The organism is Acinetobacter sp. YH16051, from assembly GCF_013417135.1.
Taxonomy (GTDB): domain Bacteria; phylum Pseudomonadota; class Gammaproteobacteria; order Pseudomonadales; family Moraxellaceae; genus Acinetobacter; species Acinetobacter towneri.
The window spans coordinates 37,573-64,032 of the sequence record NZ_VPEN01000010.1; the positions used below are offsets into that span (position 1 = coordinate 37,573).

Genomic DNA, 26,460 nt, shown 5'->3' on the forward strand with positions numbered 1-26,460 from the left:
AAACCCATGATTGCAAAAGTCATTAAAGGAGATGAAAGTTGAAAATTCAACTTTTTCTGGATGACTATCATGTGACAAAATTATTTCATTTTGATGACATTGGGCTTAAGACTTTGGGCTAATTGGGGATAAAAAGTAAAATTATTCTTTAGAAAAATTTGAATTTTTTAAGATATAGTCAATTTCTTCTTGGGCTGCAGCATGTAGTCGCGCACGAAAGATCGTTACCGCCTGCTCAATTTGAGTTTCGGCTTCTAGCTCTAAACGCAAACGTACACTTTCAAGTTCAGAAACAATTTGATCATCACTTACCGCAGTTGCGGCTTGATTAAAAGTCACTGCAGGTAATTCAGGATTTTGCTCATAACGTGCAGTATAGTTTGAAATTTCCTGATCCAGACTTTGACGCATCAACTCAAGTGCTTGAGTTTGTTCTGCAAAGCGTTGCGCTTCATCTTGCTGTAGCTGTGCAGCATAAGCGGCTTGTTCTGCACGTTGCTGTTCTAATTTGAGTTCGAGTGCCAATTGGCGACGTTGCCGTGCTTCTTCAATCAAACGTGCTTTCAGGTCAGCATAGGCTTGTTCAATTTTTTCCTGTGATTGTTGCTGAGCGCGCTGATCTTCTGCAATCCAGTTGTGTAATTGCGTTTCAGGTTGCAAGACCTCACAAATTCGATGCAGATCATCCATAAATGTCTGGCGCACAGCCTGAGGCGCGGTTAACCAGCGCTGTTTAAAATCTGAGCCGACATTTAAAGTCACCGCATCTCTCCTTATTTTGAGCAGTATTTTTAAAAAAACGTTTTAAAATTAAAGCTTAAACGTCTGTGGTTCTATGCCCAAACGTCGATATTGTTTGAATTTTTCACGTCCAAGCACTTTAGCTGCTTCGTGATTTTCAATAATCTCAATAATGTGACTAAATTTTGCATAGGCTTCAAGTGCCTGACTGTTAAAATTAAACACAATCCAGTCCGATTGCTGCGGTAATTCGGCAGAAATACATAAGCTGGCCTGTGTTTGGTTAATGCCATGCGGAATAAAACTGCTGGCATCAAAACTCCACAGACGCTCATCCAATGTTTGCTGTAACTCTGGGTCAGGGCAATGCAACCAAATGCGCGCCTGCTGCCGCAGTATTTTGCGGCATAAACGGCAAGTGCTTTCCACTTGCCGTTCAGGACTTTTTTCAAACAAATAAAAGCTGACTTTAGCCATTATTGCTTGCACGTTGTGCGAGGAACTGCATCAATAACGGTACAGGACGACCTGTTGCGCCTTTATTGCTGCCTGAATTCCATGCAGTGCCTGCAATGTCTAGATGCGCCCAGCGATAGTCACGGGTAAAGCGTTGCAAGAAGCATGCTGCAGTAACTGAACCTGCTTTAGGCCCACCAATATTGCCAATATCGGCAAATGGTGAATCCAGTTGTTCTTGGTAATCGTCAATCACGGGCATACGCCATACACGGTCAAATGCAGTGTGTCCCGCAGCATCCAATTCCGCCGCAAGTTCATCATCTGGGGTAAACATGCCTGTCAGTACCGAACCGAGTGCAACCACGCAAGCGCCTGTTAAAGTCGCAATATCAATCACCAAAGCAGGGTTGAAGCGTTTCACATAGGTTAGGGTATCGCACAGCACCAAACGACCTTCGGCATCGGTATTTAAAATTTCGATGGTTTGGCCGCTCATACTGGTCACAATATCACCCGGGCGAGTGGCTTTGCCTGACGGCATATTTTCTGCAGCGGCAATCGTGCCGACCACATGGATAGGTAAACGTGCTTCACACAGCGCGCGCATGGTGCCTAAAACTGAAGCAGAACCACACATATCAAATTTCATTTCATCCATCCCTAAGCCGGGTTTGAGTGAAATGCCGCCTGTATCAAAGGTGATGCCTTTACCAACCAATACCACAGGTGCTTCATCACGCTGTGCTTGGTATTCGAGGCTAATAATGCGCCCTGGACGATCTGAACCTTGACTGACTGCAAGGAAAGCGCCCATGCCTAATTCTGCCATTTCTGCTTCATCTAAAATGGTGACTTTGAGTAGGTCTGGATATTCTGCCGCAAGTGCTTGAGCTTGTTCTGCCAAATATTCAGGGAAACAAATGTTGCCCGGACGGTTGCCCAAGTCACGTGCCATGTTTTGACCCGATTGCATGGCTTCAATCAATTGAAGTTGATCTGCGCTGAGTGGGCTGTTATTGGCAATGAAATGGATTTGTTCAAGCTGAAATTCATTCTTTTTGCTTTTGTATTCATCAAAAGCATAGGCTGCTTGGGTCAGGCTGAGTGCAAATACATAATGCAGCTCGCTAGGCAGGGCAGACAAGTCAATGCTGATCTGTTTAAATTTTTTTTGTGAAGATTTGATAATGCTTTGTGCAATTTTTGCCAGCTTTGCGGCTGGTAATTCTGCGGTTTTACCCAAACCGATCAGGTTGCTATTGGCGCATTCAGCAACGCTAGCCACCAAACTTAAACTTTCATTAAAGCCTGCTTTAAATTGTGTCGCTTGAATAATGCTGTCTAAATCCTTGATTTGATAAGCAGCAGTTGCCTGTGGCACCTGTTCTGCAGCCACTAAAATTGACAAAGATTCACTCGCGCTGTGTTCTTGGAATGCGGGACTTAAGCTAAATTTAATCACTGGATTTTATGCCTATCTAAATGTGCAAACTATGCAACCATTGAAACATTTTTATGCGTCGAGTTTCAATGTATAACAAGGCGATAGGTTTTATATTTTCAACATTCAGGTAAACTAACGCGAATTGGATTCCCTCACATTTTGGAAGAAATAATTTGATTATTCGGCGTTATTTGGTCAAGCAAGTTGTGTCGACATCCTTGGTTGTGATTGCCTTACTGACTTTGATCATGATGGGTGGTCGCTTGATCAAGTATTTTGGCGTGGCGGCACAAGGGCGTCTGGATGCGAGTATTTTATTCAGCATCATTGGCTATCGCTTGCCTGAATTTTTGACGCTGATCTTACCTTTGGGTTTCTTTATTGGCTTGATGTTGGTATTTGGTCGTTTATATGTCGACCATGAAATGGCAGTGCTCAACAGCAGTGGCGTGAGTCGGCATCAATTGGCACGTTTATTGGTGCCAATGACGCTGGTATTTCTAATTGTCCAAGGCTTTTTAATGCTGTGGGCATCACCGTGGGGATTGCGTCAGTTTGAAGCATTGACCACCAGTCAGGCGGTACGCACAGGTTTTGATTTGGTGCGACCCAAAGAGTTTATTTCTTCAGGGCCATATACCATTTACGCAGGTGATCTATCTGAAGATCGTAAAAACCTGAAAGATATTTTCTTCTATCAACGTGCAGAAAAAGCAGGTCGTCCTGATGTCATGATTCTGGCAAAAGAAGCGACACGGGTAGAGCTGGAAAATGATCCTGCCAATGTGGTGGATTTGGTCGAAGGGCGTCGTTATGAAATATTTCCGGGCACAGCCAAATATTCACAGGCAGAATTCCAAAGTTATCGTTTACGTTTAGAGAATGACAAAGAAGCTAAATTTGAAAGTGCCGAAGTAGAAGCCTTAACCACCTCGCAACTTTGGAAAAACCGTGCAGACCCTGTGGTCGCAAGTGAACTGGGATGGCGTATTTTTGTGCCTTTTGCGATTGTGGTGGCGTTGTTTTTAGCCGTGGCATTGTCAGAAGTTAGTCCGCGTCAGGGGCGTTATTTAAAACTGTTTCCTGCCTTGTTAATTTTCGCCAGTTTGATTGTGGCGCTCATGGCGGTTAAAACCCGTATCAGCAAACAAGAAATGGGCATGATTGCTTATCCGTTGGTGTTGTTGGCTTATGCGATTGCGGCAGCCTTGTTCTCACGTAAACAAAAACTAGCACCTAAAATTAAGCAGCAAATTCAGCGAGTGAGGTCTTAAGATGTTGGCACGTCGTATAGTTGCAAAACACGTCACCAAGACCACTGCACTGGCTATGTTTGGTGCAACGGCAATTTTGTCTGGTTTGCAGGTGTTGTTTACCTATTTAGGCGAATTGGGTTCACTCAATGAAAACTATAGTGCATGGCAGGCATTGCTGTATGTATTGTGGGGTGCGCCAAATTATCTCTATGAAATTTTGCCGATTTCTGCCTTGATTGGCGCAGTGTTAGGCTTGGGTACGTTGGCATCCAACAGCGAATTGATTGTGATGCGTTCTGCAGGGATTAGCCTGTGGCGTATTGTGGGATGGGTGATTCGTTCCGCCATGGTATTGGTACTGCTGTCTTTTGTGCTCAGTGAATGGGTGATTCCATACACCAATGAACAAGCCAAAAGTGTTAAAAGTCACCGTAGCGTCGCTGAGCTGGGTGAAGTTCGTGGCTATTGGTCGCGCGAAGGCAATCGTTTTATTTATATTGACTACGCCAATGCCCAAGGGCAGCTCAAAAATGTACAAGTGGTCGATTTTGATGATAACTATCGCTTGCGTGGTACATTGTCTGCAGATCAGGGACAGTTTATTAAAGACGGTAGTTGGTTGCTCAATCAAACTGAACAGATGGATATTTTGCAGGCGGGCAACGCGACTTTAGCTAAAAACAGCGAACAGGCTTTGGCTTTAGCATTGCAACCGAAATATGTGCACATGGTCACCATCGACCCTGAAGATTTATCCCCAAGTCAATTGGTCAGTTTCATGAGTTATATGCATGAATACAGCCAAGTACCCAAAACCTACCAACTGGCGTTCTGGCAAAAACTTGGTGCACCCTTTGCGCTGATTGCTTTGGTGGTGATTGCTTGCTCCTTTATTTTTGGGCCGTTACGTCAGCAATCTATGGGTTTCCGTTTGGTGATTGCTTTATTTGTGGGCTTAACCTTCTTTTATTTACAGGATTTCTTGGGCTATGCCAGCTTGGTCTATGCACCATCGCCTGCGTGGTTCGTATTTATTCCTATTATTCTGATGTTTGTCATCGGCGGTTACTTACTGCATCGTGCGCGTTAAGTGCGGGCCGATGCTGCTGCTTTTTCCGTATGATTGGGTAAACCTATCTGAATCAGTGGCGGAAACCATCTTCTGAACATAGAGTCTTGACGCAAAATTCGTTAAGATAGCATGATTAATTTGTAGACGAAAAAGAGTATTGATTATGGCGGATGCAACTGCTGGCAAAATCCCTCACGTATTGGTGATTATGGATGGTGTGGGTCATCGCGAAGCGGTCGAAGACAACGCGTTTTTAGCAGCGAAACGACCAAATTTGACTGCTATGCAGGAAAAGCATCCGCATGGTTTGATCTCTGGTTCAGGTGAAGATGTGGGCTTGCCAGATGGTCAAATGGGTAACTCTGAAGTTGGTCACATGAACTTGGGTGCAGGACGTGTGTTGTACCAAGACTTTACCCGTATTACCAAAGACATTCGTACAGGCGCTTTCTTTGAACATGAAGTGTTGGTCGATGCGGTAGAAAAAGCCAAAGCAGCCAACGGTGCAGTGCATCTGCTTGGTTTATTGTCTGAAGGCGGTGTGCATTCGCATGAAGATCATATCGTGGCGATGGCAGAATTGGCATTAAAACGTGGTGCAAAAGTTTATCTACATGCCTTTTTAGATGGCCGTGATACGCCACCCAAAAGCGCGCAGCCTTCTTTGGAAAAATTGGACGCATTATTTGCACAATATCCAAATCAAGGTCGTATTGCCAGCCTGATTGGTCGTTACTATGCGATGGATCGTGACAACCGTTGGGATCGTGTAGAACAAGCCTATCGTTTACTTACCGAAGGTGAGGCAGTACGTACTGCGGCAACCGCGATAGAAGGCTTGGCAGCGGCTTATGCGGCAGAGGAAAGTGATGAGTTTGTGAAAGCCACCCGTATTGGTGAAATTGCCAAAATTCAAGATGGCGACAGCGTGGTGTTTATGAACTTCCGTGCTGACCGTGCGCGTGAATTGACCAAAGCTTTTGTGGAACAAGACTTTGCTGGTTTTGAACGTAAAGTTGTGCCGCAATTGTCTAAATTTGTGATGCTAACCCGTTATCAAGCCAGCATTGCTGCACCAGTGGCGTACATGCCAGAAGATTTGAAAAACTCCATTGGTGAATATTTATCAGACTTGGGCAAAACGCAATTGCGTATTGCTGAAACTGAAAAATACGCACACGTGACGTTCTTCTTTAGTGGTGGCCGTGAAGATGAATATCCGGGTGAAAAACGCATCCTGATCCCATCGCCAAATGTAGCAACCTATGACTTAAAACCTGAAATGAGCGCTTATGAAGTGACTGATGAACTGGTTGCAGCCATTAACTCAGGTGAATATGACTTGTTGGTGGTGAACTATGCCAATGGCGATATGGTCGGTCATACTGGTGTGTTTGATGCAGCTGTCAAAGCAGTTGAAGCGGTAGATACCTGCTTAGGTCGCGTTTATGAAGCGGTGATGGCGAAACAAGGTCACATGATTATTACAGCTGATCATGGTAACGTCGAGCAAATGCAAGACTATGACAGTGGTCAGGTACATACTCAGCACACCACTGAATTGGTGCCATTCATTTATGTAGGCCCAACTCAGGCCACCATTTTGGAAGGTGGTGTGTTGGCAGATGTTGCACCAACTTTATTGAATTTGATGCAATTGCCAGTGCCAGCAGATATGCAAGGTCGCAACTTAATTCGCTTACAGGCATAACCCTCGATACAGGTAGATGATGGAATGACGGCTCACAAAATTTATGCGGTTGTGTTGGCAAGCGTGTTGTGTGCCAGTCATTCGAGTGTTTGGGCTGCGCCAGATTGGGAGTTCGATGGCCCTACACTACAACAGGACTATGTCGATGTGCCTGTAGAGTCGATACAGGAATTTGTGCAAATCTATGGCATTGTCAAAGACAACTATGTGACTGAAAAAAGTGATGATGCCTTGTTTCAGCAAGCCATTCGTGGCTTGGTGAGCGGTTTAGATCGTTATTCACGCTATTTAACTGCTGAAGAATATAAACAACTTTTACAATATACCGAAGGTGACTTGGCCTCGGTTGATTTTACTTTGCGCTATGACGCTGCCCAGCAACATTGGGTCATTCAAAATTTAAGTGCCAATGCCGACTCGGCTAAACAAGGGCTGAAGAATGGCGACAGCCTATTTAAAATTGATAACCAAGAACTGAAAAAGCTGAGTGCAGATCAGGTCAATAACCTGCTCACAGGCTCAGTGGGATCGACTGTAAGCGTACAACGTGCAGCCAATCAGCCTGAAATTATGTTGGTACGCAACAAAAAAGTAGAAACCGATATTCAGGCGCAGATGCTTTCTAATCAGGTCTTGTTGTTAAAAGTACGTGTGTTTCAGCAAGACACCGCCAATGAAATTAAACGCTTAATTGAAGAACATAGCACGCCACGCTTAAAAGCCGTATTGATTGATCTGCGTAATAACCCAGGAGGCTTACTGTCTGCTGCGGTGGAATCTGCCGATTTATTTTTAAATCAGGGTGTGATTGTATCGACCAAAAGTCGTTCTGAAGGCGATCAACAATTTCAGGCGTTACCTAGCTTTGAATTTCAAAATTTAAAAGTCGGAGTACTGATTAATCATCGCTCTGCATCTGCGGCAGAAGTCTTTACCGGTGCTTTAAAAGACCATTCACGCGCTTGGGTGATGGGCGAAAAAAGTTATGGCAAGGGGGTGGTGCAAAAGCTGTTCCCACTTAGCGATGGTGCTGCCTTACAAATGACGGTTTCGCATTATTACACCCCACGCGAGCAAATGATTGAAGGGGTTGGGATTCAGCCGAATCAGCAATATATTCAAAGTCCTGAAATGAAAGAAGAGGCTTATCTTGAGCATGTGGCAGATTTACTGCTGAGCCGCCGTTAAGTCTCATCTGAGTAACACGTATTTTTAGACAGTCTTCATTGTTTAGCGTTTACTCATCTTCAGTATCTAATCCAAACTTTTTCAGACGATAGCGCAAAGAACGGAAAGACATGCCCAATTTTTTTGCTGCCAACGTACGGTTCCAGTGGGTCAGGTGCAGCGCATTCAGTAAAATGTCTTTTTCTACTTTTTCCAAGTAGGCTTCTAAACCTTCTTCAGGCAGTCTGCGTCCTGTCAGCAATACATCTGTCACGATCTGCTGTGGTGTTTCTGCTGTAGGTTGTGATTCAGTGGTTGCTGTATTGCTCATACTGAATTGGCGCAAGGGTGCGGTTTGTAAGTGTTTGAGATCAATAACATCATCATCACTCAGGGTAATGGCACGTTCAATAATATTGCGTAACTCACGCACATTACCCGGATAGTACTGTTCTAATAAAAATTGCTGGGCACGAGGTGTCAGTTGTTTGGCAGGAATGTCCCATTCTTGTGCAACTTTTTGAATGAAGTGGTCTGCCAATAACAGAATATCTTGTCCACGTTCACGCAAGGCAGGCAAGACCAAATCCATCACGTGAATACGGAAGAATAAATCCTGACGGAAACGTCCTTGCTGAACCAAACTTTCTAAGTCCTGATGACTGGCGCTGATCACACGAAAATCGACATCAATTTCACTATCTGAACCCACAGGACGGATGCGCTTTTCCTGAACGGCACGCAGCAGTTTGACTTGCATGCTCAGTGGCAGTTCGGCAATTTCATCTAAAAATAAGCTGCCACCATGTGCAGATTGAATCAGACCTTGTTTGTCTTGAGTCGCTCCTGTAAAGCTACCTTTTTTGTGTCCAAATAGCTCGCTTTCCATGAGTTCGGTGGGGATTGCACCACAGTTAATTGCAATAAATGGTCCTTCGTTGCGGTTACTTAAACGGTGAACCAAATTGGCGACAACTTCTTTCCCCGTACCCGATTCGCCTGTAATAAATACAGGCGCTTGCGAGCGCGCAATTTTTTTGATGGTACTGCGCAATTGTTGAATAGGCAAAGACTGCCCAATCAACATTTTATATTCAAGCTGATCTTGGCTGTGATGATCGGTGGTGTCGAAAGGTTTATTCAGTGCTTTTTCAAGGAGTTGCTGTAAATGTATTTGATTGACAGGCTTGCTGACAAAGTCAAATGCACCTGCTTTTAAAGCAGCAATCGCAATATCCATATTGCCGTAGGCGGTCAATACGGCAACAGGTACATTCGGATATTGTTCGGAAATCCATTCAACCAGTTGCAAGCCATTGCCATCGGGCAGGTTTAAGTCGGTTAAGCAAGCATCGTACTGATGTTCTGCCAATAATTGCTTGGCTTGTGCTAAACGATACGCGACATGGGTTTGAATCCCCATACGTGCCAAAGTCATCTGCATGAGGGTACAAAGGTCTTCTTCGTCATCGACCAATAAAACCAAAGGTTGAACAGCGTGCATATTTTCCCCAAAACCACACAAAATTAAATCAAAACCACAGCAACAAGATTGATCCAATATCAATCGCGTTTATTCAATGGCACGTAGACATTTCATCCTGAAACATGCGCCTTGTTCTTGTTCTACATAGCTCAGCTTGGCTTGATTCGCCTCGCAAAAACTATGCGATAGATACAATCCTAAACCAGTTCCATTGATTTCGGTACTGAAAAATGGCTGGAACAGATAGAGGAGATCTTGACTGGCGACACCTGCACCAAAATCCCGCACATCAATATAAATATAAGTTGTTTGCGGGTAGACCGTAATCTCAATGGGCTGCTGTGCAGCATTGTGTCGAATGGCGTTACGAATCAGGTTAATCAGCACTTGGCGAAACTGTGATTCATCAAACTGGATGCTCAGTGGTTCGGTCAGTGTAAGCTGAATTTGACTCGCTGCATCAGGTAAATCTTCCTGAATGAATTGTGGCAAAAATTGATTGAGCTGAATCGCGACAGGCGTGGTTTGTTTATTTTTGACCATACTCAGCGTGTCGTGAATAATCTTATCAATCCGTGTCGCTTGTTTGCTGATCATGTCCGACAGCAATTGTTGCTGTGCAGCATCACTGCCTGTAAATAAATTGTTGGCTTGTACAATGGCTGCCAACGGGTTGCGAATTTCGTGCGCAATACTGGCAGAGAGTTGTCCTAAGGCGGCTAATTTGAGTTGCTGGACTTGCTGATTGATTTTACGTCCATCCTGCAGCGCCAATAAAGTCAGCGTTTGATGTGGCACTTTGAGTTTTTGTACCTGAATATGCACGTGAAAATTGCTGAGTTGTGATTCAAACTGAAATTTTTCACCATCTTGTAACTGGTCAAATTTGAACAGATCAAATAAATCGGGCTGAATTTTATACAGTGGATAGGTTGAGTGTGCGTATTGTGCAGGAATACCCAATAAATAACAGGCCGCAGGGTTGCTTAAAACCACATGACAATTTTCATCTAGCACCAAATAACCCATTTCCGTTTGTTCTAAAATATACCGATTAATATTTTGTAGGCGGTGCAGTTCTAAAGATTGCGAAAAGTTGAGATTTTCTAACAGCTGAAAGCGTCGTACCGCAATACGGCCACTGCCATAGACCACCCAAAATAAAAATGCCAGCAGGGCACTATGACCAATATTATTCAGTGAAGAAAAGGCCAGTAAGCTGCCAACAAAATGTTGGTAAATCACCATAATCATGGCAATGAGGGTGATGGCTAAGGCTTTACGTTTTTGCAGCAATAACGATGCCGCAAAAATCGTGATCACAAACAATAAACTTAAATAGAGGTTGGGTCCATCGGTTGCAAAAGTCAGGCTACTCAGCGCAATAATATCAACCGCAAAAAATAGAGTCAGTTGTTGGCTGCTTTTGAAGGGAATATATTTATAGCTGATCAGTTGCACACAGCTAAACACAAAATAGCAGACCAGTGTATACAGATATAAACCAGGGTGCTGATACTGTGAACCAAGCTGCTGAAAGGTGAGTAGGGTAATTAGCAGTAAACAAAACGCAATTAAAAGCCGATACGCACCATACCACATGCCAAGATGATACTGATTTAACTCAGAATGTTGTTTTAAATCTGGCATAGGGTCATCGTCTTATATACGGATAAAATGCACAACAAGCACACAGTAAAGATTAAGGCTTAATCAATCCATAACGAATCGCAAGGTGCGTGAGTTTGACATCACTATCAATATTTAATTTTTCAAAAATACGGTAACGGTAAGTATTCACCGTTTTTACACTAACAAAGAGTTTATCGGCAATTTCCTGTGCGCTGATACAGTTCACTACCATCATTGCCACCTGCATTTCACGTTCTGACAGACTATCAAAAGGGGATTGTTGCGTGTCAGATAAGTATGAACTGGCCAGTTGCTCGGCAATATCGGCACTGAAGTATTTGCCGCCCTGCATGACTTTTTTGATGGCACGTACCATTTCACTGACAGGTGCACCTTTGGTGATGTAGCCTTTTGCTCCCGCCTTGAGCAGTAAAGATGGGTACGGTTCTTCTGCCAAACCACTAACCGCCAAAACTTTAGTGTCGGGTGCAGTCTGCAACAAGCGACGCGTGGTTTCTACACCCCCAATGCCAGGCATGTTCACATCTAATAACACCACATTGGGATGATGCTGACGTACTAAGGTAATCGCTTCTTCACCAGATTCAGCCTGTCCAATCACCTGTACATCGGCATGGTCTTCGAGCATACGGCAAATCCCAGTACGTACCAATTCATGATCGTCCACTACTAAAACTGTGATCACCTACACTCTCCCTTTGAAAAAATCATCTTTTTTGTTACATAAAGCAAAATTAGCTTGCAATGAAACGACAAAATTAGCAATGCTATTCTTAATCCAGAATGAAAAGTTCTGCACAATATCCCGGCAAAAACTATTCATTGTTGTATTTTTTATTAAATGTAAGGCATATTTGAGGTAATACGCAAATGTATCTTACCTCCCTGAGTTGAGTAAGCAGTCGTGAAAAATTCTAAGAAGTCGTTAATGCATGTGCTGATCGCATCTATGATGCTCAGCCTAAGTTCTGTCAGTTTTGCTGAACTTGTCATCAATCCTTCCTCTGGGAGCGACGGTCAGGCGACATTAAGTTGGTCTTCAGAGCAAGCCGATCAATTCTTAAATGGTGACCTAGCAAGTAGCAGTGCGAGCGCTCAGGCTACACCAGACACTTATGTTGCAGAGCCCACACCGCCAGGTTCAACCAAAATTACCACAACTGTACGTAGTAGCAATGGTGTTGCACCCGCGTCTACTACGCCAAAAACTGTCCGTATTTTAGATACTTCTGCTTATAGCAGCCAGCCTTCTGTTAATGCTCGCGCAGCTTTAGTGATGGATGCGCAAACTGGTGAAGTACTGTACAGCAAAAACACAAACGTAGCATTGCCAATTGCTTCAGTGACTAAAGTAATGACTGCAGTGGTCACCTCAGATGCCCGTTTGAATATGTCTGAACAAATTACCTTACAATCAATAGACTTTGCAGGTGCTGCAGGCAAAAACTCAAGTTCCACTTTACGTGTGGGTGACAAGCTCAACCGTGCCGAAGCATTATTATTTGCTTTAATGAAATCGGAAAATCCAGCAGCAGCAGCCTTAGCGCGTACCTACCCAGGGGGCAAAAGTGCCTTTGTTGCAGCCATGAATGCAAAAGCACGTGAATTGGGCATGAATGCTACCCGCTTTACCGAAGCTACAGGTCTAGACCCGCGTAACGTTTCTTCTGCACGTGATTTGGGAATTTTGGTGAGTACTGCCTCGCAATATGGTTTGATTCGTCAATTCTCAACGACGCCAACGTATGACTTTAACTTAGGTTATCGAGTCTTGAAATCTAATAATACCAATGCGTTAGTGCGTAATGGTGGCTGGAATATCAATCTGTCTAAAACAGGATATATCAATGAGGCAGGGCGTTGTGTGGTGATGCACACCACTTTAAATAACCGTCCTGCAGTGGTGGTACTTTTAGGTGCAGACACCTCACAAGCACGTACCAATGATGCAACCCGTTTAATGAGCTGGGCAAGTCAGTTGCCAAAACGTATTTAAGCGAACATTCAGCTTTAATGGTGTGATTCTCACGATTAAGGCTGAAAAATCTGAACAGAAATATAGACAAGAAAAAACCCTGCCAAAGCAGGGTTTTTTTAATGACACTTCAAATTTTACATATTTGAAAGAATCGAGTCTTTTACTTGTTGCATGGTGGCATCAATTGACAACATAACAGCATCTGCACATTGTTTCATGGCTGTGTCAGGGTCTTTTAGACCGTTACCTGTTACGGTACATACGATCACAGAACCTTCTTTGATTTTACCCGCTTTGATGTCGCGCATTGCACCACCAATAGACGCAGCAGATGCAGGCTCAACAAATACGCCTTCATACATAGACAGCATACGTTGTGCTTCTAAAATTTCGGCATCGGTCAATTCATCAAACCAACCTTCTGAATCACGTACCACTGCTTTAGCATGGTTCCAGCTTTGTGGGTTACCAATACGGATTGCAGTTGCAACAGTTTCTGGGTTTTCAACAGGCGCACCACGTAAGAATGGCGCAGCACCAGACGCTTGATAACCGACCATGATTGGACGGCCTTCAGGGTTTGGGCCTGTGAATTTGTCAGTAGCTGCGTCATATACCACCTGCTCGAATTGATCTGCAGGTTGGTTGGCAACTGCTTCGGTATATCCCATCCAGTGAGCAGTGATGTTACCTGCGTTACCTACTGGTAAGCAGTGGTAATCTGGAGCACGACCTAATTCATCTACAATTTCATAAGCGATGGTCTTTTGACCTTGTAGGCGGTAAGGGTTGATTGAGTTCACAATCGTTACAGGTGCTTGGTCAGCCACTTCTTTAACGAGACGCATACCATCGTCAAAGTTACCACGAATTTGCATGGTGATTGCACCGTACATCATCGCTTGTGCCATTTTGCCCATGGCAATTTTGCCTTCTGGAATTAAAACGAATGCTTTAATGCCAGCACGGGCAGCATAAGCTGCAGCCGCAGCAGAAGTGTTACCTGTAGATGCACAAATAATGGCTTTTGAACCTTCTTCAACTGCTTTAGTAACTGCCATGGTCATACCACGGTCTTTAAATGAACCTGTCGGGTTTAAGCCTTCATACTTCACATAAATTTCAACATCTTTACCAATAATGCGTGGAATATTCTCAAGCTTAATCAGTGGCGTGTTTCCTTCGCCTAGAGAGATTGCACGTGTGGTTGCAGACACTGGTAAACGGTCACGATAACGGTCAACTAAACCAGTATAACGATTGGCATTCGACATGATGATGTTCCAATTGTGTGTAGAGCTTGGCAAGGGGAAATACTCCCCTTCACCCGATTAATTATCAAGCGATTCTAAACGAATTCGTACAATTTCGCCATGAATGGTTGGCAATGCTTGAATTTGTTGTAACGCTTCATCCATTTTCGATTCTAGGACTGGGTCAGTCAGAATCACGATAGGAATAAGGTCTTTTAAGCGTGATTGCTGCATGATGGCATCAATACTGATTCCCGCACGGCTTAAAATGGTGGTTACATCGGCAAGTACGCCAGTTTGGTCTTCGGCATTAATGCGAATGTAGTAACCCGTGGTCATTTCTTCACGGCTTAAAATTGGCAAGTCGGTTAAGGCTTCAAATGCCAATTGCGGAATTGTACCTGCGCCATCTTCGGTATAAGAAATGTCACGGACAATATCAACGACATCTGCAACTACTGCAGAGGCTGTTGGGCCTGCACCTGCACCTGCGCCATAATAGAGCGTTGGACCAACCGCATTGGCTTGTACCAAGACCGCGTTTTTCACGCCATTAACATTGGCAATCAATTCTTCTTCAGGAATTAAAGTTGGGTGAACACGCAATTCAATACCTTTATCGGTACGACGGGCAATCCCCAAGTGTTTGATGCGGAAACCGAGTTCTTCGGCATATTTCACATCTTGTGCGGTCACTTTGCCAATACCTTCGGTAAAGACTTTGTCAAACTGTAGTGGAATACCAAATGCACATGAAGCCAAAATAGTCAGTTTGTGTGCAGCATCAATACCTTCGACGTCAAAAGTCGGATCGGCTTCGGCATAGCCTAACTCTTGCGCTTCTTTCAGTACATCTTCAAATGCACGACCTTTTTCACGCATTTCACTTAAAATGAAGTTGCCTGTACCGTTGATGATGCCTGCCAACCATTCAATTTTGTTGGCAGCCAAACCTTCACGGATGACTTTAATAATTGGAATACCACCTGCAACCGCAGCTTCATAGGCAATTTGTACGGCATTGTCTTCAGCTGCTTTAAATAGCTCATTGCCGTGTTCTGCAAGTAGGGCTTTGTTGGCTGTCACTACTTGTTTGCCGTGCTTCATGGCTTCCATGATCACGTCATAAGCAGGGTGAATACCGCCCATCACTTCAACCACCACGTCTACATCGGGTTGACGGACAATGTCCATCAAGTCGGAGCTTTGCTTGACCGATTCAGGCAAGTTTAGGTCAGGACGCGGACGACGTGTTCCCACATAAGTGATTTCAATTTCACGACCGGTGCGACGTCTAATCTCAGCAGCATTTTCTTTTAATAGTTTAAGGGCACCACCACCCACAGTACCAAGACCGAGGATTGCCAGACGAACTGGTTTCACGTCACACTCCATATTTTAATAACTTTAAGCAAGCCTAGATCATAGCTAAAAAAACGCGCTGACTCTAGGGCAGATCTCACTTATCTTCACAGTATAAAAAAAAGTAAAATAACGCATAAAAAATCGTTATTTATATTGGCTTCATAGATGCTACGTCTTGGTGTATTGGGATGATGCAGCATCCACAGATCCGCTATTTTTATTTGTCTAAGCGCTTGATCAATTCAGCGGTAGACAGATAGCCGCCTAAATATACGCCTTCGGCATTATAAATCGCAGGTGTGCCATTGACGCCCATATTTAAGCCCAATTGATACTGAGCACGAACAGGGTTTTTACAGTTGGCAGGTGCAATTTGTGCGCCATTCATGACCTGATTAAAGGCAGCGTGACGATCTTCGCTACACCAAATTGCTTCCATAGCAGGCATGTGCTGTTCACCACGCGGCCAAGCAATGTAACGGACTTCAATGCCTTTACCATTCATTTCATCCATTTGTTCATGTAGACGATGGCAATATGGACAGCTGACATCGGTAAATACATAAATGACGTGTTTGGTTTTGCCTTTGGCAGGGAATACCAATAAATCTTCCTGTTTTAATTCAGCAAAAATTTTCTTGTTCACGCCTGCTTGCAGGTTTTCACTGACGTTATGTAGTTCTTTGTCACCTAAACGGATCACATCGCCCTGAATAATGTATTTGCCATCACTGGTGGCATAGACCGATGACATGCCTTCAAGACTCACCCAAAATAAATTTGGAACTTCAGTGGCTTTAATGTCGGTAATTTTGGCGTTGATACCTGCAGTTTTAAAATGTTGCTGCAAGGTTGTACTTAAACGCTGTTGTACATTGCGTTCAATTAGGGTTGATGCTTCACCCGTTGCAGGCGCACTGGCGGTGAGTGTGGTTTGCTTTTTATCTTCATTGTTTGCATTTGAACATGCGGTGATTGCAAAAGCACTTGCCAGTGAACAGGCAATCAAAAGTGTCGAGCGGGTAAATGTCATAAACAACCCTTTCTTGTTGGCATAAAAAATAGAGCGTTAGCATAACAAAAAATATTCGTGATCGTTAGGGTCTGTTGCCATTTCATAAATGGCTTACGTTCATAGATGAAGTGTCAACAGACCCTATGCTTCTACGTCGTTTTTGTTTTTTTAAGCCCGTGGATGATGTTGGGCATGCAATTGCTGCATACGGATTTGTGCAACGTGGGTATAAATTTGTGTAGTGGATAAATCGCTGTGCCCGAGCAGCATTTGTACCACACGTAAATCTGCCCCATGATTGAGTAAGTGTGTGGCAAAGGCATGTCTTAACGTGTGTGGCGATAACTCGGCTTGAATGCCTGCTTGCAGGGCATAGCGTTTAATGGCATACCAAAAATTTTGTCGGCTCATAATGCCGCCATGCACCGTTAAAAATAGATAATCGGTGGCACTTTTATACAGTTGCGGACGCGACTCGGTTAAATATTTTTCTATCCATTCACAAGCGACTTGTCCCATAGGCACCAAACGCTCTTTATTGCCTTTACCTACAATTCGTAAATAGCCTTGTTTTAGGTTGATTAATTCTAAACGTAAATTCAGCAATTCCGTCACTCGTAAACCGCAAGCATATAAGACTTCAAGCATGGCACGATCTCGTAATCCGAGTGCAGTGTTGATGTCAGGAGCGTGAATTAAGGCTTCAACATCGGCTTCGGATAAATCTTTGGGTAAGGCACGACCTAATTTTGGGGTTTTATGCGCAGCAACAGGGTTGTCAGAGCGCAGTTTGTGCTCTCTTAAAAATTTATAAAAAGAACGTAGTGCAGACAGGCAGCGTGCAATAGAGCGGGGGCTTTTTTGTTGTTTGGTGAGTTCGATGAGTACATCTGAAATATCGTCATGATTCCATTCAGGCATGGGTTTGCTGACATAGTCACTGCATTGAATTAAATCGGACAGATAGGCATTGCGGGTATGCGGGCTGACACTTTGCGCGATTAAATCGTTGCGATAGCCTTCCAAAAAGCTCAAAGCTTCTGGAATTTGTATTGCAGCAGGAATACGAGGTTTTTTGTTCAGCATAGGAATCACAGACGAAATCACAAAATTAATTGAGAAATTCGATAATAAGCAGCGTTATTTTCTACTCTAATCCAATTCAGCAAGGCTGTCGATGTGATATAAAGCATTTAAATGTAAGTCGACCTTATTTGTTAATTGTTCTCATTTGCATGTTATAATATGCAAAATGGTATAGGAATTTCACGGTGCGTTTGTCAGAACTTAAAGCAAAACAAACAGCCATCATCCGTCAGGTATTACGTACTGCCGATGGTGGAACATCCCTTAGTGACTTAGTGGCAAACCGCTTAGAAACACTGGGTTTTGTGCCGGGTACGCAGGTGCAGGTGATTACCAAAGGTATTTTTGGTGGTGATCCAATCTTGATTCAAGTGGGATTTACCCGTTTTGCTTTGCGCAAAGTAGAAGCTGAACGCATTGAAATTGAACAAGGGGTGTCCGCATGAGCGATGCCTTACGTATCGCACTTGTAGGGAATCCAAACTGCGGTAAAACATCTTTATTTAACCATTTGACAGGGACACGTCAAAAAGTTGGCAACTACGCAGGCGTGACCGTAGAGCGTAAAGTCGGGCAATTCACCTTGCCTTCGGGACAGGCGGTGCGGGTGTTGGATTTGCCCGGAACTTATAGTTTAGAAGCCACCAGTCCCGACGAAGCCATTACTCGAGATGTGGTACAAGGCAAAATAGCCGAAGAAGGTCAGCAAGATGCCTTTCTTTGTGTCGTGGATGCCACCAACCTGAAATTGCATTTGGGCTTGGTTTTGGAAATGATTGCACTGGGTCGTCCGATTTTGTTGGTACTCAACATGATGGATGAGGCGCGTCGTCGTGGCATGCAAATCAACACGCAAAAATTGTCTGAGCGTTTGGGTGTACCTGTGGTGGAAACCGTGGCAGTGCGTGATTCAGGTATTCAAAACTTAATGCATGCCTTAGATCAGGGCAAATTTGCTGTTCCGCAGACAGAATTGACAGGCTTAACAGGCAGTCAGCATCAACGGGTTCAAACCATTTTGCATGATGTGGTGCACTTTGTAGATCAAGAAGACAAACGCTCCGACTTCCTCGATAAAATTTTTTTACATCCTGTATTCGGTTTAGTCAGCCTTGCGGTGATGATGTTTGTTGTCTTCCAAGCGGTATTTGCTTGGGCTGCACCGTTTATGGATGGCATCGAAAGTTTATTTGGCTGGCTAGGTGAAGTGATTGGCGAAAACATTAGCCATCCCTTGCTGAACAGCTTGATTGTGGATGGCATTATTGCGGGCGCAGGCGGTGTGGTGGTGTTCTTGCCGCAAATTTTAATTCTGTTCCTGTTTATTTTAATTTTAGAGGAATCGGGTTATTTGCCACGTGCCGCATTCTTGCTCGATAAGCTGATGTTTAGCGCAGGTTTGAGTGGTCGTGCCTTTATTCCATTGCTGTCTAGTTTTGCCTGTGCAGTGCCGGGCATTATGGCAACACGTAGTATTGCTGACCCACGTGATCGTTTAACCACGATTATGGTTGCGCCGTTAATGACTTGTTCTGCGCGCTTGCCTGTATATGCCTTACTCATCGCAGCATTCATTCCCAATCAAACTGTATGGGGCATGTTTAATTTACAAGGTCTGGTCTTGTTCGGTCTGTATATGGCAGGCATTGTGAGTGCCTTGGGCGTATCTTTTGTGCTTAAATTTTTGCAAAAAGATAAATCTGAGCATGTCTTGTTGATGGAACTACCAAGTTACCGTTTTCCAGACCTAAAAAGTGTTTGGATTGGTTTGCTAGATCGCGCCAAAATTTTCTTAAAGCGTGTCGGTGGCATTATTTTTGCACTGTCGATTTTATTGTGGTTCTTGTGTACGTTCCCGCAGCCGCCTGAAGGCGCGACCATGCCTGCAATTGACTATAGTTTTGCAGGGATGCTGGGGCATGTATTACAGCCAATTTTTGCTCCTGTGGGCTTTAACTGGCAGATCGTGATTGCCTTGATTCCTGCGATGGCAGCGCGTGAAGTGGTGGTGGCTGCATTAGGCACAGTCTATGCCTTATCTGCAGTGGATGAAGATGCCATGTCCCAAGGTTTGGCTGCTTTAATTAGTGGTGGTGGTGAACTGGGCTGGTCATTGGCAACGGGTTTATCGTTATTGGTGTGGTTTATTTATGCACCGCATTGTTTGGCAACTTTAGCAACGGTAAAACGCGAAACAGGATCATGGCGTACGGTCAGTATTATGACCTGCTATCTATTTGGTTTGGCTTATTTCATGTCATTCCTGACTTATCAAACGGCATCGTATTTGTTGGGTTAAGGCACATGCCTGACCTACAGGAGTAGATGAACATGGTTGAAATTTTAATTGTTGCTGCATTGGTACTGTGGAGTGCTGTAGTAGTCTTTAAAAAAGTCTTTCCCAAGACTTCTGGCGCAGTTTTTCTAAAACTCTCCAATTTCTGTACTGAAAAAGGCTGGCATGGCTTGGCCAAATGGCTAAAACCTGCAGCCGCGGCAGGCTGTGGCGGCAGTTGTGGTTGTGATTCTCAAGATCAACCCGCAGAAAAGCAAGTTGAAGTTCAAGCGGTGAAGTGGAAATAGGCTTGTTTATTCACTTTAGCAATATTCTTTTTAAAAACCGTCTGCAATATGACGGTTTTTTTACGCACTGACACAAAAAAACTGCAGGAACTGCAAACAGAAAAAGCATTCAAAACAGCAAAGTGCTACTATTTTGTCTGTTTCAAAATTAGCGCACAAAATGGGGCAAAAATGTTAATACAACGTGGTGGATTAAAAGTCGTTGCAGGACTTGGTATTTCTGGTGTTGCAGCCGTTAATTTTTTACATCATCAGGGTTACCGCGTTGCTGTGACAGATTCTCGCCCCACACCTCCAGGGCATGACCAAATTCCTGCCGAAGTAGAAACCCGTTTTGGTCAGTTTGATCAGGATTTATTGCTGTCTGCGGAAGAAATTGTGATTAGCCCAGGTTTAGATCCAAAACTCCCTGAAATTCAGGCTGCGATGGCGCAGGGCATTCCTGTGGTGAGTGAAATTCAGATTTTACGTCGTGCGACCGACAAACCTATTGTGGCAATTACAGGGTCTAATGCGAAAAGTACCGTTACCACACTGATTGGTTTAATGGCAGAGCAGGCAGGTAAAAAAGTCGCGGTAGGTGGAAATTTGGGACGCCCTGCGCTGGATTTGATTAAAGATGATCCTGAACTGTATATTTTAGAACTCTCCAGTTTTCAGCTAGAAACCACCTCGAATTTAAATGCAGAAGTGGCGGTAGTGCTGAACATGAGTGAAGACCATTTAGACCGTCATGGCGATATGTTCGGTTATCACACCGCCAAACATCGTATTTTTCAGGGTGTGAAAAAAGTGGTGTTTAACCGTGATGATGCTTTGAGTCGTCCGTTGGTGCCAGATCAGACTCCTATGCAAAGTTTTGGCTTAAATGCGCCTGACCTAAACCAATACGGCTTATTAAAAGATGATGATGGCAGCATGTGGTTGGCACGTGGGCGTGAGCGTTTATTAAAAAGCACCGAGATGTATATTCAAGGCACACACAATATTGCTAATGCATTAGCGTGTTTGGCATTGGGTGAAGCCATTGGTTTATCTATGCACAGCATGCTGGAAACGCTGAAAACCTTTAAAGGTTTGGAGCATCGTTGTGAATTCGTCAAAGAATTACATGGGGTGCGTTATTATAATGACTCCAAAGGAACCAACATCGGTGCAACTTTGGCAGCTTTAGATGGCTTGGGTGCAGCAATTCAGGCACAAGGCGGTAAGGTTGCGATTATTTTAGGTGGGCAAGGCAAAGGGCAGGACTTCACTGCGCTACGCCAATCATTGCAACAATATGCCAAACTGGCAGTGTTGATTGGTGAGGATGCTACGAAAATTGAAACAGCAGTTGCGGGAACAACCCAACTCTTAACTGCAGATACCTTGCAACAAGCAGTTGAAATCTGCCAACAACATACACAAGCGCATGATGTGGTGTTATTGTCACCTGCATGTGCAAGTTTTGATATGTTCTCGGGCTATCCAGAACGTGGTCACAAGTTCGTTGCTTATGTCAACGCACTGGTATAACAACAATAAGGTGTGAGATATGGCTGGCTTTGCTCAGACAACAATCAATAAACTCAATCAGGTCTATGAGCGCTGGTTACCCAAACTGCCAGCGGAAGTGAATGTACGCAATGTACTGATTTTTAGCGTACTGGCGCTGTTATGTATTGGTTCAATCATGGTGGCATCGGCTTCTATGCCTTATGCCGAGCGCATGCATGAAAATGCCTTTCACTATGTATTGCGTCATGGCATTTCTATTGTGGTGGCATTAATCGCTGCCGTGATTGCCTATAGAGTGCCGCTGAATACCTGGTTTAACAACACCTTCTTTCTGTGGATTGTGACCATTGCCTTGTTGGCTGCAGTGTTGCTGGTGGGTACTGAAGTCAATGGTTCTAAACGCTGGATTCGGGTCGCAGGTTTTACCCTGCAAGCTTCCGAAGTCGCTAAAGTGATGATGGCCATTTTTACCGCTGACTATGTGGTGCGCCGTGCCGAAGAAGTGCGTAATAACATTAAAGGTCTGATTCGTCTTGCAGTGATTATGGCAGTCACGGTAGGTTTGGTGATTGCAGAGCCAGATTTAGGGGCTACTGTGGTGATTGCCTTGACCATGCTGGGCGTCTTCTTTTTGGCAGGTGCACCGTTAATTCAGTTCGGGATTGCCTTCGGGGCAATTATTGCCGCCTTTGTGTTTTTAGTGGTGTTCGAGCCGTATCGCTTTGAACGCTTAATGTCGTTCTCAAACCCGTGGAATGACCCTTTGGGTGTTGGCTATCAGTTATCTAACGCTTTAATGGCATTTGGTCGTGGTGAGTGGGTTGGTGTAGGTTTAGGGCACAGTATTCAGAAAATGTCCTATTTACCAGAAGCGCACACAGACTTTATGTTGGCTGTCTTAGGTGAAGAGTTTGGCTTTTTAGGCATTTTTGTGGTGTTGAGCTTGTCTTTTGCGATGCTGATTGCCTGCATTAAAATTGGTCATCGCGCCCTGAAAAACCAGTACTTACGTGCAGGATATTTGGCTTATGGCATCAGCATTATCTTCTTATTACAGATTATGGTGAATGCAGGCATGAATATGGGTATGTTGCCTACCAAAGGTTTGACTCTACCTTTTATTAGTTATGGTGGTTCATCGTTAATTATGTGTGCAGTGATGGTGAGTTTGATTCTGAAAATTGAAGCCAGCACGCATGAGATTAACCCTAGCCGTGAAGAATCCAGCTTCTAGAATTTATCCTTTTATTTCGCTTCTGGCTGAGCATGGTGCAAGACCATGCTTGGCATGACTGTTCCGCAGTGTAAGCACTTGACTGTAGTATTTTTTTGTTTAGACATAGGAAACAAGGGAATAAAAAATAAGGAAAAATATTGTCGTTGCTGTCTGAGTTCATAGCTACTGCGAGTGCGGCAAACGGGGCAGCTAAATTGACTTTTCTCGACCACTTTGGTTTTCGGTCCAACACCAAAAATAAAAAACATGACACAACCTCAAATGATCCATTTCAATTTGAGCATAACTGAATTTTAAATTTTATAAATAATAGCCGTGTAAAGCTGTGCCTGCAGGAATACGTGAAAGATCCCATTGCTGAATGGCTTGCGTAAGCATGCGTGCAGGGGTGTCTAATTCGACAGTGGCTTGATTTAAGGCAGTTAAAGCGGCTTGTAGCAGCTTCGGTGCTTGGGCTAAATCTAAAGCTTGTGCCAAGTTCTGTTTAGACAGTTTTTGCCCTTGTGCATTCATGGCTAAAGGCAGGTGCGTGTAGCTGAGTTTAGGGTAGCCTAACAGTTGCCCCAAATAGATTTGCCGTGCGGTGTTGTCGAGTAAATCTGCGCCGCGAACCACATGGGTAATGCCTTGCAAATAATCATCCACCACCACTGCCAGTTGATAATTGATAATGCCATCACGCCGTTTTAGGACAAAATCGCCCAAGTCCTGCGCAAGGTTGGAACATTGTTTGTCTTGCAGGCGGTCTTGAAAGCAAATCTCTTGGTCTGTGACTTTGACTCGAATCGCTTGATTGGCAAAATCTAAACCTAAATTGCGGCAAGTCCCTGCATAAATATGATTGGAGCCAAGCATTTTGCGGGTGCATTGACAGGCATAGACCAAGTCGCGTTGCTGCAATTGTTGCAACACGGCTGCATAGAGATCGAGGCGATCTTTCTGGAAAATAATTTCGGCATCCGGCTCAAATTGAAAGGCATCAATACAACGCAAGATATGATTTTCACTGCCAGGGTAAATGCGTGGGATGTCAGTATCTTCAATACGTACCAGCCAAGTGCCGTGCTGGGCTTTGGCATCGCAATAACTGGCAACGGCAGTAATGAGAGAGCCAAAATGCAAAGGGCCGGTTGGCGATGGCGCAAACCGACCTGAGTAGCGCGTCAGCGAAATATGATCTCGCTGCTGCGCATGGGGAGCATGCTCCGCTAAAGAATTTTCAACAGTCACAATTAACCGTTATTTTGCTTCTCTTTGATCTCTGCCAAAGTTTTGCAGTCAATACATAACGTTGCCGTTGGGCGTGCTTCTAAACGACGCAGACCAATTTCGATACCACAAGTTTCACAGAAACCATAGTCATCGTTTTTAATCGCTTCAATGGATTGTTCAATTTTACGAATCAATTTACGTTCACGGTCACGGGTACGTAATTCAATCGCAAATTCTTCTTCTTGTGTCGCGCGGTCATTCACATCAGGCAAAGCGGTATTTTCGTCTTGCATGGTGTTGAGTGTACGATCTACTTCTGACATTAACTCTTCTTTCCACGCCATTAAAATTTGACGGAAATGTTCGAGTTGTCCTTCAGACATGTATTCTTCATTCTTTTTCGGCTGATAAGGTGCAATACCAAATAAGCTAGCTGTAGAACCACCCTCTAAAGCCTTTGGCTTTGCCTTACGCACGCGTTTTGTAGCTTTTTCTTCTACAAGATCTGTTTGTTCGTCCAAGACTTGATTTTGGTTGTCATTCGCCATGTAGGGCATTCCTCATCATATGCGTAAGATTCATACGCGAAAAATATGGTGATATGCAAGTGTTTTTATCCACTCCCTCAGAAAGAATTCTCTCTTCGGGGGACGTCATCATATAGACTTTTTTTGATTATGGATAGTCTTTGATGTTTGGATGTGTTATCGCATTTTTTCGTTGAAGGCATAAAGTAAAGCAAAAAAAATAAAATGGAAAGTTAATAACCTGAAATTTCAAAATTTATTTGTTGTGTGACATGCTCAACCCGATGCACTTGGGTGCTAAAACTGCCATCTGCATTCAAATGTAACACACGGTAACCCGGTGCCTCAGGCCCAAGCGCAAAGTGCTGGCTATGTGGTTTAAATTGCACGCAGGTCGAAGGTGTAGAGTAAAATTGAATCCCTTGCCATTCATTTAATGAGTCTTGATGCACATGCCCACACAGCACCAATTTGACATTGTTGTGGCGTGCCAATACATCAATTAAGGCTTCGGTATTTTTAAGTTTGTGCTGATCTATCCAGTGCGATTGCATATCAAAAGGATGGTGATGACAGGCAATAATCACCTGCTGCTGCGCATGTTGCTGTAAAAGCTGATCTAACTGCTGTAATTGTGCTGCGTCCATCCAGCCATCAATCCGACCTTTAACCGCAGTATTCAGTAAAATGACACTCCAATTGCCCAACTCAATTGCATGAACTTGATTGGACTGTAAATGGAATGGGAAAACTGCGGCATCATCATGATTGCCAGGAATCTGGAAATGCGGCGTATTCAAAGTCTGCATAAACTGCAAATAACGCTGATAGGTTTCAGCAACAGGGATTTGTGCTAAATCGCCTGTATGGAAAATAGCATCGAGCTGCGGATATTGCTGTTGAATATCGTGCATTACCGCGTGAAAGCTGCGTTCAGGATTCATGTGCACAAACTCTAAATCTTCCTGATTCATGAGGTGCGTATCTGAAATTTGTACAATTGTCCAGCGTTGCTGGTGATTGTTTGAGAATAAAGTCATGCCTGACCCCTTAGACATCCTTCACGGTTTTAATTTGTTGTTGTAACCATTGCAATGCCATGATGACAGGTGCGTTTTTTAGCCGACCATTGGTCAGCAAGTTTGGAATTTCCTGATAATCAAGAATGTGTAATTGAATATTCTCTCCTTCATCTGGCATACCAAACACGCCACCTTCCTGTGGTAACGTGGTGCTCGCACTATATAAGTGGAACAATTCTGCGCATGCACCCGCAGATGGATAAAAACTGAATAAATGTTGTAATTCTTTTAATTCACAGCCCGATTCTTCCAAAGCTTCACGACGAATGCAACTTTCAGGTGATTCATTGCCATCTAGCACGCCTGCAATCACTTCGAGTTGCCAAGGCGAGTCGCAATCATCAATTGCACCAATACGGAATTGTTCAATCAGGGCAAATTTTTGTTGTGGTGCATCATAAATGAGTACCCCAGCCGCTTCAGGGCGTTGAATGAGTTCACGCTGAAGGACTGGGGTATATGTAGTTTGATTAAACAAGCGATGGCTCAGGCTGACTTTTTCAACCTGAATAAAACCACGATACAGGTATTCACGTTGGTGAATCTGTGCATCGTGTTGTCCATAAGTTGCTTGTTGAATAATCTTCATAAATTCTCATCAGGATGAGCAAAGCATAATTTCATCCTAACTGA

25 protein-coding genes are annotated in these 26,460 nt (G+C 43.9%); 10 read left to right on the forward strand and 15 right to left on the reverse strand.

Translation table 11 applies throughout. The features are described 5' to 3' along the window. Window positions 1-141: 141 nt before the first annotated feature. The 3 genes from FTV41_RS09720 to FTV41_RS09730 are packed head-to-tail and all read right to left on the reverse strand — an operon-like array spanning window position 142 to window position 2,659. The gene (locus tag FTV41_RS09720; RefSeq protein WP_004975677.1) at window positions 142-762 is read right to left on the reverse strand and encodes a hypothetical protein; all 621 of its coding nucleotides are present in this window, start codon (window positions 760-762) and stop codon (window positions 142-144) included. A gap of 48 nt (window positions 763-810) precedes the next feature. After that, the gene (locus FTV41_RS09725; RefSeq protein ID WP_179996488.1) at window positions 811-1,218 is read right to left on the reverse strand and encodes a DNA polymerase III subunit chi; all 408 of its coding nucleotides are present in this window, start codon (window positions 1,216-1,218) and stop codon (window positions 811-813) included. Continuing rightward, the gene (locus FTV41_RS09730) at window positions 1,211-2,659 is read right to left on the reverse strand and encodes a leucyl aminopeptidase (protein WP_179996504.1); all 1,449 of its coding nucleotides are present in this window, start codon (window positions 2,657-2,659) and stop codon (window positions 1,211-1,213) included. Before FTV41_RS09730 ends, FTV41_RS09725 begins: the two co-directional genes overlap by 8 nt. A 158-nt stretch (window positions 2,660-2,817) precedes the next feature. Here FTV41_RS09730 and lptF point away from each other — a divergent pair, with 158 nt between their 5' ends. From lptF to FTV41_RS09750, 4 genes are all read left to right on the forward strand, one after another. After that, the gene (gene lptF, locus FTV41_RS09735; protein WP_004975682.1) at window positions 2,818-3,918 is read left to right on the forward strand and encodes an LPS export ABC transporter permease LptF; all 1,101 of its coding nucleotides are present in this window, start codon (window positions 2,818-2,820) and stop codon (window positions 3,916-3,918) included. Between the two features lies 1 nt (window position 3,919). After that, on the forward strand, window positions 3,920-4,990 hold the full coding sequence (gene lptG / locus FTV41_RS09740) for an LPS export ABC transporter permease LptG (protein ID WP_179996489.1): 1,071 nt from the start codon (window positions 3,920-3,922) through the stop codon (window positions 4,988-4,990). A gap of 145 nt (window positions 4,991-5,135) precedes the next feature. Then, complete coding sequence (gene gpmI / locus FTV41_RS09745) at window positions 5,136-6,683, forward strand: 2,3-bisphosphoglycerate-independent phosphoglycerate mutase (RefSeq protein ID WP_179996490.1); 1,548 nt, start codon at window positions 5,136-5,138, stop codon at window positions 6,681-6,683. Between the two features lie 24 nt (window positions 6,684-6,707). Continuing rightward, window positions 6,708-7,871: a S41 family peptidase gene (locus FTV41_RS09750; RefSeq protein WP_179996491.1), complete on the forward strand. Its 1,164-nt coding sequence runs from the start codon at window positions 6,708-6,710 to the stop codon at window positions 7,869-7,871. A gap of 49 nt (window positions 7,872-7,920) precedes the next feature. Here the strand turns inward: FTV41_RS09750 and FTV41_RS09755 are convergent, their stop codons facing one another. The 3 genes from FTV41_RS09755 to FTV41_RS09765 form a co-directional block, all read right to left on the reverse strand. Then, window positions 7,921-9,354, reverse strand: a complete 1,434-nt coding sequence (locus tag FTV41_RS09755; protein WP_179996492.1) for a sigma-54 dependent transcriptional regulator — start codon at window positions 9,352-9,354, stop codon at window positions 7,921-7,923. A 69-nt stretch (window positions 9,355-9,423) separates the two neighbouring features. Next, window positions 9,424-10,986 carry a PAS domain-containing sensor histidine kinase gene (locus tag FTV41_RS09760; protein ID WP_179996493.1) on the reverse strand — a complete coding sequence of 521 codons (1,563 nt, stop codon included), beginning with the start codon at window positions 10,984-10,986 and terminating at the stop codon, window positions 9,424-9,426. Window positions 10,987-11,038: 52 nt separating this feature from the next. Continuing rightward, window positions 11,039-11,674, reverse strand: coding sequence for a response regulator (locus tag FTV41_RS09765; RefSeq protein WP_004975702.1), 636 nt, complete (start codon window positions 11,672-11,674; stop codon window positions 11,039-11,041). 219 nt (window positions 11,675-11,893) lie between these two features. Here FTV41_RS09765 and FTV41_RS09770 point away from each other — a divergent pair, with 219 nt between their 5' ends. After that, entirely contained in the window at window positions 11,894-12,985 is a 1,092-nt protein-coding gene (locus FTV41_RS09770; RefSeq protein WP_168525662.1) for a serine hydrolase, read from the forward strand. Between the two features lie 116 nt (window positions 12,986-13,101). Here the strand turns inward: FTV41_RS09770 and thrC are convergent, their stop codons facing one another. From thrC to xerD, 4 genes are all read right to left on the reverse strand, one after another. Next, window positions 13,102-14,241: a threonine synthase gene (gene thrC, locus FTV41_RS09775; protein WP_104852917.1), complete on the reverse strand. Its 1,140-nt coding sequence runs from the start codon at window positions 14,239-14,241 to the stop codon at window positions 13,102-13,104. 57 nt (window positions 14,242-14,298) lie between these two features. Next, window positions 14,299-15,603 (reverse strand): homoserine dehydrogenase, encoded by a 1,305-nt coding sequence (locus FTV41_RS09780; RefSeq protein WP_004975708.1) that lies wholly within the window; start codon window positions 15,601-15,603, stop codon window positions 14,299-14,301. A gap of 199 nt (window positions 15,604-15,802) precedes the next feature. Continuing rightward, window positions 15,803-16,618, reverse strand: a complete 816-nt coding sequence (locus tag FTV41_RS09785) for a DsbC family protein (protein ID WP_179996494.1) — start codon at window positions 16,616-16,618, stop codon at window positions 15,803-15,805. Between the two features lie 150 nt (window positions 16,619-16,768). Continuing rightward, window positions 16,769-17,686 carry a site-specific tyrosine recombinase XerD gene (xerD, locus tag FTV41_RS09790; RefSeq protein WP_004975712.1) on the reverse strand — a complete coding sequence of 306 codons (918 nt, stop codon included), beginning with the start codon at window positions 17,684-17,686 and terminating at the stop codon, window positions 16,769-16,771. Between the two features lie 185 nt (window positions 17,687-17,871). Between xerD and FTV41_RS09795 the strand changes: the two genes are divergently transcribed. The 5 genes from FTV41_RS09795 to ftsW all read left to right on the forward strand — a co-directional run bounded on the left by FTV41_RS09795 (window position 17,872) and on the right by ftsW (window position 23,003). Then, on the forward strand, window positions 17,872-18,132 hold the full coding sequence (locus tag FTV41_RS09795; protein WP_004975713.1) for a FeoA family protein: 261 nt from the start codon (window positions 17,872-17,874) through the stop codon (window positions 18,130-18,132). Next, a complete protein-coding gene (locus FTV41_RS09800; protein WP_179996495.1) occupies window positions 18,129-19,985 on the forward strand; it encodes a ferrous iron transporter B in 1,857 nt (618 codons plus the stop codon). Before FTV41_RS09795 ends, FTV41_RS09800 begins: the two co-directional genes overlap by 4 nt. A gap of 32 nt (window positions 19,986-20,017) precedes the next feature. Further along, the gene (locus FTV41_RS09805; RefSeq protein WP_154321146.1) at window positions 20,018-20,269 is read left to right on the forward strand and encodes a DUF6587 family protein; all 252 of its coding nucleotides are present in this window, start codon (window positions 20,018-20,020) and stop codon (window positions 20,267-20,269) included. Window positions 20,270-20,440: 171 nt separating this feature from the next. Continuing rightward, window positions 20,441-21,787, forward strand: a complete 1,347-nt coding sequence (gene murD, locus FTV41_RS09810; protein ID WP_104853279.1) for a UDP-N-acetylmuramoyl-L-alanine--D-glutamate ligase — start codon at window positions 20,441-20,443, stop codon at window positions 21,785-21,787. A gap of 19 nt (window positions 21,788-21,806) precedes the next feature. Then, the gene (ftsW, locus tag FTV41_RS09815; RefSeq protein ID WP_179996496.1) at window positions 21,807-23,003 is read left to right on the forward strand and encodes a putative lipid II flippase FtsW; all 1,197 of its coding nucleotides are present in this window, start codon (window positions 21,807-21,809) and stop codon (window positions 23,001-23,003) included. Window positions 23,004-23,014: 11 nt separating this feature from the next. Here the strand turns inward: ftsW and FTV41_RS09820 are convergent, their stop codons facing one another. The 5 genes from FTV41_RS09820 to FTV41_RS09840 form a co-directional block, all read right to left on the reverse strand. Then, the gene (locus FTV41_RS09820) at window positions 23,015-23,254 is read right to left on the reverse strand and encodes a zinc-ribbon domain-containing protein (RefSeq protein WP_104852920.1); all 240 of its coding nucleotides are present in this window, start codon (window positions 23,252-23,254) and stop codon (window positions 23,015-23,017) included. Window positions 23,255-23,306: 52 nt separating this feature from the next. Then, window positions 23,307-24,236, reverse strand: coding sequence for a tRNA glutamyl-Q(34) synthetase GluQRS (gluQRS, locus tag FTV41_RS09825; RefSeq protein ID WP_004975723.1), 930 nt, complete (start codon window positions 24,234-24,236; stop codon window positions 23,307-23,309). Window positions 24,237-24,238: 2 nt separating this feature from the next. After that, entirely contained in the window at window positions 24,239-24,766 is a 528-nt protein-coding gene (dksA, locus tag FTV41_RS09830; RefSeq protein WP_004975725.1) for an RNA polymerase-binding protein DksA, read from the reverse strand. Window positions 24,767-24,978: 212 nt separating this feature from the next. After that, complete coding sequence (gene cpdA, locus FTV41_RS09835) at window positions 24,979-25,785, reverse strand: 3',5'-cyclic-AMP phosphodiesterase (RefSeq protein ID WP_004975727.1); 807 nt, start codon at window positions 25,783-25,785, stop codon at window positions 24,979-24,981. Between the two features lie 10 nt (window positions 25,786-25,795). Further along, window positions 25,796-26,416, reverse strand: a complete 621-nt coding sequence (locus FTV41_RS09840) for an NUDIX domain-containing protein (RefSeq protein WP_004975729.1) — start codon at window positions 26,414-26,416, stop codon at window positions 25,796-25,798. Between the last annotated feature and the right edge of the window lie 44 nt (window positions 26,417-26,460).